The 12866-nt window shown below is 41.5% G+C and carries 9 protein-coding genes; all 9 read right to left on the bottom strand.

The features are described 5' to 3' along the window. Positions 1-74: 74 nt before the first annotated feature. Entirely contained in the window at positions 75-1397 is a 1323-nt protein-coding gene (locus Q0Y52_RS10045) for a hypothetical protein (protein ID WP_297821136.1), read from the bottom strand. A 1-nt stretch (position 1398) separates the two neighbouring features. Beyond that, the gene (locus Q0Y52_RS10040) at positions 1399-2043 is read right to left on the bottom strand and encodes an energy transducer TonB (protein WP_297821134.1); all 645 of its coding nucleotides are present in this window, start codon (positions 2041-2043) and stop codon (positions 1399-1401) included. A gap of 6 nt (positions 2044-2049) precedes the next feature. Then, positions 2050-2457, bottom strand: a complete 408-nt coding sequence (locus Q0Y52_RS10035) for a biopolymer transporter ExbD (protein WP_297821132.1) — start codon at positions 2455-2457, stop codon at positions 2050-2052. Between the two features lie 58 nt (positions 2458-2515). After that, positions 2516-3052: a MotA/TolQ/ExbB proton channel family protein gene (locus tag Q0Y52_RS10030; RefSeq protein WP_297821130.1), complete on the bottom strand. Its 537-nt coding sequence runs from the start codon at positions 3050-3052 to the stop codon at positions 2516-2518. A 6-nt stretch (positions 3053-3058) separates the two neighbouring features. Continuing rightward, the gene (locus Q0Y52_RS10025; protein WP_297821511.1) at positions 3059-4483 is read right to left on the bottom strand and encodes a MotA/TolQ/ExbB proton channel family protein; all 1425 of its coding nucleotides are present in this window, start codon (positions 4481-4483) and stop codon (positions 3059-3061) included. Between the two features lie 22 nt (positions 4484-4505). Further along, positions 4506-5273 (bottom strand): DUF3450 domain-containing protein, encoded by a 768-nt coding sequence (locus tag Q0Y52_RS10020; RefSeq protein ID WP_297821128.1) that lies wholly within the window; start codon positions 5271-5273, stop codon positions 4506-4508. Between the two features lie 328 nt (positions 5274-5601). Continuing rightward, positions 5602-8274: a TonB-dependent receptor gene (locus tag Q0Y52_RS10015; protein ID WP_297821126.1), complete on the bottom strand. Its 2673-nt coding sequence runs from the start codon at positions 8272-8274 to the stop codon at positions 5602-5604. Positions 8275-8437: 163 nt separating this feature from the next. Then, a complete protein-coding gene (locus Q0Y52_RS10010) occupies positions 8438-11242 on the bottom strand; it encodes a hypothetical protein (protein ID WP_297821124.1) in 2805 nt (934 codons plus the stop codon). A gap of 299 nt (positions 11243-11541) precedes the next feature. Next, entirely contained in the window at positions 11542-12588 is a 1047-nt protein-coding gene (locus tag Q0Y52_RS10005; RefSeq protein WP_297821122.1) for a porin, read from the bottom strand. Between the last annotated feature and the right edge of the window lie 278 nt (positions 12589-12866).

Genomic DNA, 12866 nt, shown 5'->3' with positions numbered 1-12866 from the left:
ACCTTTATTATAGATTAGATTCATTGATAAAAAAGCGCCATCAATGCGCTTTTTACAAAAGTTGAGATGAAAGATTAACTACCCACTGAGGCATAAGTCGCAATCTGATTTCTTTCGCCTTCAACAAATTTTGACCATTGTTGCGCCATTCCTCGGCTACCATCGTATTCTTGCGCTTTAGCAAGCTGGTTTAAAGCTTCGTTGTATTCGCCAACATTAAATTGCGCTAAACCAATGACCAGATGCGACATACCTTCATTACGCAAACCGCCTTTTTCAAGAGCTTGTTGCGAAGCGGCAACCGCTTGTTTCCATTTGTCCATGTTTAGGTACATTTGACCAAGCTGAGCATACAACTCACCTGAGTCAGATAATTCAGCCGCAGCTAACATAACAGGGATCGCTTTTTCAGTTTCTTTAGCAAAATTCCAAGACTGGGCTAAAAACGTTAAGTTACGCTCATCTTCAGGTAACTTACCCACATCCATCGCTTTTTGCATAATAGCAGCTGCTTTATATGGCATTTGGTGATAATAATAAAGTTGTGCCAAATTGAACATATCTGAGCCTGTGGCGATAAAACTTTTTTGCTCAGCAATTTCCATCACTGCCAGTTGTTTTTGTTCTTGCTCAAGCTCGCCATACATACCAGCAAGTTGTATCCAATATTTAGGCGCTTCAAACTTTTTAACCAGCTTGAGCAATACATTTTTAACATTTTCAGGCTGTTTCAGTTCAAAATAAATCGCTCTTTGTAACACGTACCACTGCTCGTCTACTTGGAAACCTAAATCGTTGGTTTCAACTTGTAGCACCGCCGCGTTGATGTACTTAGATGCTGCAGCATAATCTTGCTTTTGATACATAGCTTGGGCTTTTAATACTAAATTTTTAGCTGGGATATCTGTAGATGGATACAAGTTTTTTTGAATGGCTTCCCATTGCTCTATTTTGACAATAGCTTTGTCGTAGTTGCCACGCATCATGTGCAATTGAGCCAAACTAAACAAAGTGGCTTGTTCAAAGGTTTCTGGAATGGGCTGTTGTTGTACGACGTTTTCAAAGGCTGCAATCGCTTGGTCGTAGTTTTCAACTTCGTAATGAATAAAAGCATAAAAATTATACATCATGGCAAGTTCATAACTGTTCATTGAACTGGCTTTAGACTTAACATTGTCTAATACCTCAAAGGCTTCTGCCTGATCACCCGCATCGGCTAAACCTTGGGCACGAGATAATTGGTCATACACTTTAGCACGTAAAGTAGGCACACGTTTGGTTTTACGCTCGACTTCTACTTCTTGTGCAATAACAGCACTCACTTGCATACCAGATACCAATACACCGGTCATTAAGACTGGTGCAACTATTTTAAGTATTATTTTATTCATCAACATTTTAGCCCCCTAATTCAAATTTAACTCGCACTTCCACCCCAGATACTTCCATGGGTTGGCCATTAACGACGCGAGGTTTGTATTTATATTTTAAAGTGGCATCCAATGCCGCTTGATCAAAAATACCTGCAGGTAAAGCTTGAATCACCCTAGGACTGGTTACCGAGCCTAACTTAGACACGGTGAATTCGACATCCACATAACCTTCAATACCGCGCTGCAATGCCCTTCTTGGATACACAGCAGCAACACGCACTATAGGTAAAAACTCACCATCACCCGACTCCAAAGCTAATCCACCTTCAAGTGACAGTTCAGCGCCTACATCGGCACCAAAGTCCATACCACTTGTGGTACTTTCTGGACTAGGCGCATCCATTTGTGGTGGCGCCATATCAGGTGGCGGTTGCTCTGGCTTAGGTGGCTTCTTAGGTTTTCTGTCTTTCTTTTGAACCGCTTCCTCTTTTTTCACACGCACAAAATCCAGCACACTGCCTTTAGGTGCATCCGTTAATGCGCTACCACCACTTTGAATTAATGATTGCATCAAAAAGAACAACCCTAAGGTGACAACTGCTGCCAGTAAGATAGCTACAACCACTCTTGATAATGTCTGCGGCATAGTCTTTGACATGGTTTGTGGCATAACGGTTTAAGGCTCCTGCGCAGCGATAGAGACATCTTGAATGCCTGCAGCCCGTGATGCATCCATCACTTTAATCAACACGTCTGTCGTGGCTTTTCTGTCGGCCTGAATAACCACAGTACCTTGCGGGTTTTCAGCATATAAACGTTCGATGTTGGCTTGCACTGCTCGTACATCAACCTTGCGTTTATTGATCCAAATTTCACCTTTTGCACTGATAGCGACCAAAATATTCGCACGGTCTTTCTTAACTGCAGTGGCGGCTTCTGGGCGATTTACATCGATACCCGCTTCTTTGACAAAAGAGGCCGTCACGATAAAGAAAATCAACATAATGAATACGACGTCTAACATAGGTGTCATATCGATTGTGGCTTCTTCTTCATCCATCAAGTTTTGGAAATGCTGTTTCATATCAATCTCTATTTAATAATCCAAAATATGATGGATTAAACTTTATGTTCACAAAGGATTAAACTTTACGTTCCATATGCAGCGAGTCTTCTAAATTCACTCTTTCTTTTTTTGCTGTTCTTGCCAGCCAGGTTGATGCGAAGACACCTGACAAAGCACCCACCATGCCTGCCATAGTGGGGATAGTCGCTTTTGACACGCCAGACGCCATTGAGCGTGCGTTGCCAGAGCCTGATATAGCCATGACATCAAACACTTCAATCATTCCCGTAACCGTTCCCATCAAACCTAATAGCGGGCATAAAGCCACCAGTGATTGGATAATAGGTACACCACTGCCTAATTTTAACGACACACGAGAAATCATCGCTTGGCGAATTTGCTCAGCGTTCCAAGATGAGCGCTCCTGTCTCGCCATCCACTTGGCAATCACCGCTTTTTTGTATTGTTTGTGCGTAACATACACGTACATAGCGCGCTCTAAAATCATTAACCACATGACAAAAATCAATCCGCCAATAATCAGCAGGACTTGCCCACCGCTTTCAGTAAAATCGCGAATAGATTCGAGAGCAGCTGCGAGAATTTCAATCATGATGAATTAAGCTTTTTCGTTTTTGTTGGCTGCGACACTATTGGCTGCAGCGCTTTTTGAAACGGCGCTATGTGCTTCAGCACGCTCAGCAATCACACCTGCAGCTTGCTCTTGCAATATATAAACGATGCTTTTACTGCGAGTATTTAAAATGGCGTATAACAGTGTCATAGGAATAGCGACCACCAACCCTAATACGGTTGTTACCAATGCGGTTGAGATACCACCGGCCATCAATTTAGGGTCACCAGTACCAAACAAAGTGATTGCTTGAAAAGTGTTGATCATGCCCGAAACAGTACCAAGTAGCCCCATCAAAGGTGCAACAACTGAAATCACTTTAATAATACTCAGAGACCGACCTAACTTAGGCACTTCGCCTAAAATAGATTCTGTAAGGTGCAGTTCTAGTGCTTCGGTATCCGCTTCTGGGTAATCATCTTTAGATTTCATAACACGCCCGAGACAGTTGTTGTCTTTAAAGGTTGTTGACTTGAGTTGACAGTTAACCTTTGCGCCTTCAATAAACAAGGCAATAAAGCGCCAGACCGCAATCAACAAACCAACCAAGCCCACGGCTAAGATGATATAACCTACCGTTCCGCCTTGCTCTACACGCTCTTTTAGGCTTGGGGCTTGTACTAATAATTTAAGAATTGAACCACCAGTTGGGTCTAAACCAAACTCAATCAAATCGCCTGATGATTGTTGTAATTGTTCAGCACTGTCGCCATAACGACCAGCGGGCTGACGAACAAGTTCAGCAACCGAACCAGTAGTGCCGTTGTAATCTAAATATTTACCATCTGCAGTCAAAGCAAAGGGCCCAACACGTAACACTTCTTTACTGACTTTATTGCCACCCGCTTCAATAACATCGGTCGTGAATGTGGTGACTTTGCCTGACTCAGTCATTTCACGCTGCATTTCGAACCAGACACGCTCAATTTCTTCGATAGAAGCTAGTTTTGAGGAGGCTCCCATTGATTGGGCTAAGTTATCTAAAAACTCCGCACGACCTGGAATTTGTGCAGAAACAATCGAGTTTTGAAATTTGCTTTTGGTATCACCTGATACTTGCTGCAATACCCCAAATAACTCTTTTAATGAACCTAAACGTTTGTTCATGGCTTCATTTAAGTCGGCGAGTTTAAATTCGTTTTCTTCAAACTGGGTTTCCATTCTTTCAGAGGTAGTTAACGCTGCATCACGAGTTTGTTTGGCTTGACGTAACATTTGGTCTTGCTCAGAACGCTTTGCAGCAAACTCTTGCTCACGTTGAGCATTTTGTTTGTTTTGCTGAAACTGACCTTGTTCAAGCTGTTTTAACAAGGTGTCTAAATTAAGCGCTTTATCTTCTTGAGCCAGCACCAAATTCGAAGTGAAGCCAATACTGATTATTAATAATAATTTTTTTAGGATGCTTTTCATGTTGTTCATGTTTGTCAGGCCCTTAATCCGTCATGGCTATAGGTAACATTAGAAGGTCTGGTGCGAGTTGTTTCTTCGCCATACGCAACCCCTTAGTCACTTGTGTACGGTAACTTGAAGACAAGGCTTGCCACTGACGTGTTTGTTTGTTCCATGTACCTTGTAAACTAGCGTCACGAGTTTGATAAATAAGTGCAGTACGACCCACACGTAAAAAATCCACATCGCGCTCTTGCCCGTCAATAGTATGCAAACCACTATAAGCTTCGAGTGTGCGGCCGTAATCCATTTCAACTTGGTAAGCTTCCATCACGCGGCGAAACTTTTCTGATGGCGCAATATCGGCTCTGTCCATCATGGCTTGTAACTCAACAACACGGTTGTTTCTTTCCTGAGCAAGAAAAGGCACGTCTAATTCTACAAACTGTTCAAGTCCAGTGATCATGCGCATCATAAGCGGGGTAATTTGACGTTCGATAATGCTGACACCATCAATGGATGCATTTAAGTCAGCCATTTCCTGCATTTGATTATCAATTTGTTTTTGCAACTGACCGTTATATACATCCAAACCAGTCGTTTCTTTATTAATAGCTTTAAATTGCTGTAATTTGTTATCAATTTGATCTGTGATGCTGTTGATTTTTTGTTGAGATTTCGCTGCCGATTCATTGATCTCAGTTGCTTTTTGAACCGCAGGCTCAAGCGCTTTTTCCTCTTGAGCAACGCTACTTCCAGCCGTTATGAATATGGCTAAAAATGCTGCAGATAACTTGGTCAGTCGTGTCATACCTCAAACCCTAAATATTGGATAACAGAAAATTACTGTTACTTAAGAACTGCGCAGAGGATAAGGTGTGTATGTGACAGAAATATTACAGATAAATGACGCTAAAATGACAGCGACAATAGTGACAAAATGAGTCTTTTGTTTAGTCTTTTATAAAGAGCAGTGAATGTCGCATTTTAGTTGGGCTGAGGATGTATTTAGAAAAAAGTGTCTAACCTAATACCGATAGTAATTATCCACAATTTTTACAAATTAATAATATGGTATGGTCATTAAATATAAATAATAGGGCCACATGGAGTGACCCCATAATATAAAAATGAATAACCTAAAAGTCGTATTTCAAAGATAAACTCACTTTTGTTCCACGGGTTTGTGAACGCAACAGTACCTCTTCAAATGCTAACTTTTTGTTTTCGCCTAAAAGGTTTTGCACCTTAAAGGTCACAGTCGTATTAAAATTCGGATAATATTTATAAACCGTGTCCAAAGAGTGGAAAGGTTGTTCATAACTATCATCAAATCCATCTATACCCGGAATGAGAATTCGCTCACCAAATACGTTGTAGACAACAGATAAGGAATGCTCCCCGTTGTCTGAATCATAACCCCCTTGCATATTGGCCACATATTGAGAATGGCCAGTTAAGCGACGAGTAAGGTTTGTCACCGCTGCAGATAAGCCCGTTTGATCCACAATATTTTGACGATCTAAAGTTATTTCTGAATCACTGATAGTCAAGTTACCGGATAGAAATATATTCTCCCAAAGGCCATCACCAAAGGATTCTAGGCCTTGCAGAAATTCAAATTCTATACCGTATAACTCACCCGTTTCTGCATTCGCAATTTTGATGAGGGGTGGACCGTCTTGTGCGGGTGATTGCACCGATTCTATTGGCGCGTCCATGTCTTTATAAAACAAACCTATAGAAATGTTATTACCCGCTTCGCGGTACCATTCCCATCTTAAATCGTAATTTAATATGGATGTAGTATCGATGCCTGGTGTACCAGAAGTAGGAAAACCGGTAAGAGGGTCAATAAAGGTTGATGACGACACTTCACGCAAATCAGGTCGAACAACGGTTTGGCCTACACTGGCTCTAAACTGCATTGAGTCATCTTTAATGTAGGTAAAAGCGAGCGCGGGATAAAAGTCATCTTCCTGAAATGCTAGTTGGCTTCGATCAGCATCATCTGGTAAATCGATTTGATTGGTTCTTGGATCAAAAGGTGCCACTACTTGCCGAAAGTCTTCAAATCTAGCACCGCCGCTAACACGCCATTTTCCTTTGTAAAACAAATCCGCTTCCAGATAATAGGCATCGACCTTTTGCGCTGCGACATAGTCATCACCGGCAATAGTGGTATCACGAAGAATAGCGGTGGTATTGAAACGACTTGGGTCTGCCAATACCTCATCACTCAATATAGAAAAGAATGAACTACCCACTAAATCCGTACTGTCTGAAAATGCTCGGGTATTAATATCAAATGTACGGCTTTGTGATGAACGTGTTTTAGTGAGAAAGTCACCGCCCACTTTAATTTCTATTTCCCAATCTTTAATAGAAATTGGATAGGTAACGTTATATCCATAGTTTTCTAAGCGGTCATGTAGATTTTGAAACGTATAGCGAGCAGCAGTGGTCGAGTTATTCAATGAACTTTCATTTTGTGTATCGAAAGACCCATCTTCATTCGCATCCGCTAACACAAAACGTGCTTCTACATTTCCAGGGGCGTCTCGAAGAGAGCGGCCTAATGAATACTTCCAATCCAGTCCTGCAAAGTTAAGTGACGGGAAAGTATGCATACCGCGTATTTGGTTGGTATACATTTTTCGTTCTTCATATTCCACATCAATGTCGCGGATACGCAAGCCTTCTGCAAGGTTCAAGTTTTCTGTATTACCAAAACGTTCACTGATCTCATCGCTAGTATCGCTGAGTAAAATCAAACTATAATCGATACGATGATTTCGATTAAAATCAACACCTAAATTAAGCATGTTTGACCATTTCACAGTCGTTTCAGTGACGGAAATATCATCAAAGAAACGCACGATGTTTATCGAATCTCCAACACGGTCTGCCTGCTCTAACTCATATTCTTCAGACACCGTGGTTTCATTATCGTAGCTGGTTGTCCATAAAAATCCGATGCGCCAGTTAGTGTTAACATCGACACTATTACCCAGAGAAAAACCAAAACCAACATCTGGGCCCACACTTTTCAAGAAAGGATCATAGTCTCGATTCACATCGCTTAATAAAGATAAAGCCACGTCTTGGTCTAAATTATCTAAAAATTGTTTGTTATCCCAACGAGTCTGTATCGCGTTAGGTACTGCTCTTGTGCCATCATCCCGACCTAACCAATCTTGGCCGCCGCCATTATAAGAGAGTGCATCTGCAGTGTTTTCGCTGTTATAACCTAGATTACCTGACATATTAAACAAAAAGTTATCTGGAATAGTTTTCAGACGTATATCCACATTACCACCACCAAAGGATGCAGGCATAGAGGGTGAAAACGCTTTTTGAACAGATAAACTTTCGATAATGTCTGAAGGGAACAAATCTAATGGAATAACATTACGGGTAGGATCAGGACTAGGTACTGCCGCACCATTTAACTGAGTGCTAGAGTATCTCTCACCTAAGCCTCGTACGTAAATAAACTTACCATCAACCAAAGTCAAACCGGTGACACGGCGTAGTGCTGATGCCGCATCACTGTCACCTGTTCTGGATATTTGTTCGGCACCTAATATATCGGCAACAAATGCCTGATTTTTTCGTTCCTCTATAACAGCCGTAGCCGTACCTTTTAAGCGTGTTCCTGTTGTCACAACTTCATCAAGCACATCGTTTTCATTTTGACTTTCTTGGTTTTTTTGGCTTTCTTGTCCTATCACGACTTGCGACATTGTTAACGAAGCAAGCACGGCAAGAGTAAGTGGTGTGACTCGGAACCTATTTTCAGGCTTATTCATTTTAACCTCATTAGCTGCTAACTACTTTTGCAGCCATGTAACTGAACATTGATAACAATTCATTAAAAAATAAACATTTGAAACGCAAGTGCGCTACCTTGAGTAACGCACCTGTTTTCTTATTTTGAACTTAGCGATTTCTATTAATCACTCTACATTCTTATTAAAGACCAACCGTCCAGTTCGCCGTCCAGTCATTATCAGCATCTTTAACCGCACCAATAAAATCAACACTAGAGAAGAACGTACCTAAAGTTGTGACATCAGTAGGTGCGGTGGTATCAATGGTGTAAAACCCTCTGAGTACCGCGCTTTGAGTAGCTGCAGTAGAAGTACCTGATTGAGCTGTGAACCAAGTTTCTTGGTCAAAACCACCTGAGTTTTTGATGTTTTCACCACAAGCTAATACAGAGCTAGCAAAGACCAGTTGCGGGTCGTTTGCGCCATCCATATTTGCTTCTAGGGTGGTATCGCCATCAGACAAATCAGCTTCGAAACACTCGCCCATTCCGGCAGGTCCGGTTACGACAAAGTTATACAGTTGAGCATTAGTCTGGTCTCTTAATAGCACACCTTCAGAGTCAGATTCTGCGGTATCAAAGGTATTACCAATAATAGTCATATTAGCCACAGTAGGGTTTGAGAAAGCCGCACCGTCACCGCCGTCACCATCCCCTTCAATACCTCGGTTTGCATCTGAATTATCATCAGCGTGTTTAACCAAGATAAACTGCATATTACCTTTAAAGCCGTTATCCCAATCAACAGAATCATCTTGAATACCCGTTAGAACAAGATATTTAGCGTTAACAGCACCACCGAAGAACTCCACACCATCGTCAGCGTTTTTATGCACTTGCAAATATTCGAGTGTTGTACCAGATCCTACAGCACCAAATGTAATACCATTTAATTCGTTATCAGGTGCAATTTCGAAACCACCGTGCATGACGCGAACATAACGTAACGTGCCAGAGTTGTCGGTATCGTCTGTGCCACCAAAGACAGCACCTTCTTGAACACCTTCAACTTGTAAAGAGCACTGGGAACCATCTTGTGGACATTTAGTGGAGTTACCATTGCCTAATATAACTAAACCACCCCATTGACCGGCTTCACCGTTAACCAGACCATCAATCACACCGCCAGACACATGATGCTTAGAAGTGAAGGTAATAGGTGCTGATGCCGTACCATTGGCTTCTATTTTTGAGCCGCGGCTGACCACTAAATAATCATTACCAGAACTACCGTACACAACCACACCAGGCTCAACATTCAAGGTAGCACTGTCAGCGTTGTCGTCACCAACAAACACCGCACCAGAAAGTGCATAGTGATTGCCTTGTGTAAGGGTAAGGTTTGATGTAATACGACCTGAAACTTGGCAGGTATTGGTTACGCCATCGATCATCGCTATAGTAGTAGTACCTGCAGGGCAACCAGAAACAGACGTTACAACCCCCACTTCACCACCACCAAAACCAAATGCCCAACCTTGACGCCAGTCATCAGCAGACGTGCCAACAGCCCCTACAAAATTATTGGTATCAAAGAAACCATCAACCACAGCAGGATCACCACCAGCATTCAGTAGCGTGCTTTGAGATGTTAAAGTGCCGTCTATATTTAAACCAATATTTGAGCGGTCCGCATAAGCTACAAGTTGGTTACCTGACTGACTTGTGGTAAACCAAGATTCAAGGTCAACCGTTCCTTCGGGCGTTTTAAAAGCTTCAGCACAGGCAATAACTGAATTCGATATAGTGATGTCTGAATCAGTAAGGTTACCTTGAACAGTCTCATCGGTATCCATTTCTAAACACTCACCCATACCAGAAGTACCCGTGATCAACATATTGGTAATATAAGCACCCGTTTGGTCGCGCAGTAACACCCCTTCTGAGTCCGTCTCGTCTGTATTAAAATCGTTACCTACAATAGTAATGTTGGCAAGCTTCGGCAGCGAAAAGTCTAAACCATCACCGCCATCGCCATCTCCTTCAATACCACGGTTAGCATCAGAGCCATCTGCAGCATGTTCAATATATACATACTGTAACTTACCGTTATAGCCATTATCCCAATCTACAGAATCGTCTTGAATAGCGGTGAGGACTAAGTGTTTAGCACTGACGGAGCCACCAAAAAATTCAACACCATCATCGGCATTGGCATGTACTTGCACATAATCCACCGTAGTACCTGAACCTACACCACCAAACGTGATGCCATTAAGTTCATTGTCTGGTGCAATTTCAAATCCAGCATATTTAATGACAACATAGTTAAGCGTGCCTGAATCGTCTGTGCTGTCACTTCCACCAAATACAGCACCACTTTGAACACCTTCAACTTGCAACGCACAGTCAGTTCCATCTTGTGGACATTTGGTAGAAGGTGCGTTACCCAAGATAATCACACCACCCCATTGACCAGCACGCACTTCATCACCTAACACATCGTTGTAAGAGGTCATGATAATTGGCTCAGCTGCTGTCCCTATTGCTTCGATATCAGAACCTCGGCTAACCACTAGATAATCACTACCACTGCGTCCAAAAATGATGGTACCTGGCTCAATCACTAAATTAATTGAGTCGGCATTATCATTACCAACAAATACTGCGCCTTCAAGCGCCCAGACGGTGTCATTCGATAATGTGATATTGCCACTCGCGTCTGCATCAGCTGCAACAAGCCTGCCTGTTATTGAGCGCACTTCGACTGTTTTACCAAGAGCAGAAGAAACCTGTGAAGATAAAAAAGAACTGGCTTCACCTGGACGGTCATCGCTTACAACAGGCGTTCCATCAGTGCCATCGTCGCCACTCGTATTGTTGGTCACACTATTGTCTGTCACGCTGTTATCAATAGCGCCTTCGCTAATATTGATATCTCCGCCACAACCGGCCAAAACTAACGCGGCTGCAATTGCACTAGCCTTAAAAAAATTCATAATTTCCATTGTGTGCTCCAAATGCGAGTTATTTTATAAGAATTAGAAAACGCGAAAAGAATAACCAAGCAGCATGACATTTTTGTTACATCAGATAGATGTCACAAAAGTTTAATATAAATATTTTAAAAAAAAGCTTTCAGCTTTAAAAACGTATTTTGAGCGAAGATGGAATATGGAAAATTAATGGGCCATTATCCTAAAGCCCATTGATTGAGTTACGGTATAAACTAAGAAATTGAGTGAATGGCAGAACACCTGCCATTGTTAAATAGGGAGAAATAATACTTATTTTGTATCAAAGCAATTTATAACGCGATTTGTAAACGGGCACGAAATTCACTCCCTGTATCATAACTTAGATTGTCTTTAGCATCGGTATAGGTTGCACCAACACGAATAATATTGTTGATGTAATAATTAAGGCCTATGCCAAAAGATGTCGCATCAGTATTACCCAGTTCTTCGTCTGAATAAGCGCCATCTCCATCTTCATATCGTACAACCACTTCCCATGCTCCTGACGAACTTCCGGGCTTAACACGTTTAAACACACCGCTTTTATATGGACGTGTTTCCCCTGTAATTATCCACCCAGCTTGCACATACAAACCATCTGAACTGACACCTAGCTTGTCCGAAGTGACATATTCAGTTTGAAGATGGTAAGACCCTTTCGAATAGGCTAATTCAACACCAGACATATTCACATCAGCAGCACGATTACTATAAGCTAAACCTAAATGGAGAACTTCGTCAGAGGATTTTATTGGACTGTATGTCACTCGACCGGTCACGGCGGCTCTATCACCAGCACTATCATCTTCGAATATGCCAACAGCGTAGGTGACATCACCTTGTTGCCCACTGAATTGAATACCCGCGCTTCTGCCAGGAGCATACGCCTCGGTAATAGCAGAACGTTCAAGGTAGCTAATATCTTTTGAAGATCCTAGAGATTCCAAACCAAATGGTTCTTTTTGTTTACCTACTGTCAAAACTGCTTTTTTACCCCAACCGTTGTATCTAATATAAAGATCTTCTGGAGTTCCGCCATTGTTATTACCGATGTTAAATTGAACTTTATACGACCAATCCTTTACGTTTCCTGACAAGTATAAGCGTGCTCGACGAAGGCTAAAATCATCTTCATCAGCAACACCGTTAAGTTCGGCATAATTGTAATCCCACATTAAACGACCACCCAATTTAACAGAGTAATCTCCATCAGATGTTTTAATCTTGATAGGGCCATTGAGATTAACAGTTAAATCATTTCCATCTGTTGACACAACTCCCGCAAACAGAAAGTTAGGTATAAAGAAGAGTGCACATAAAATAAAAGAATTACGCATTATCATAGTTTTTCCAAAATTAAACATTGTAGTTAATGACCATTTTATTGGGTGCATACCTTATGACAGTTTTATTGCATTTTTATGACAATGTGACACTTTTATATTTTTTGTATGAAACTTTAATGAATGATTTATGACAAGATGAATATAAGCATTTAATTGGACACAAAACCTTCACGGCATTTCTATAAAAAACAGGGTGACGATATTTTAGCAATACACAGTTTGCAAACGGGTATTGATTAACTCATTGAAATTGATTATAAAAATTAAAT

This window comes from uncultured Paraglaciecola sp. (assembly GCF_943787955.1).
Classification (GTDB): domain Bacteria; phylum Pseudomonadota; class Gammaproteobacteria; order Enterobacterales; family Alteromonadaceae; genus Paraglaciecola.
This window is presented reverse-complemented; position numbering and strand designations above follow the sequence as displayed.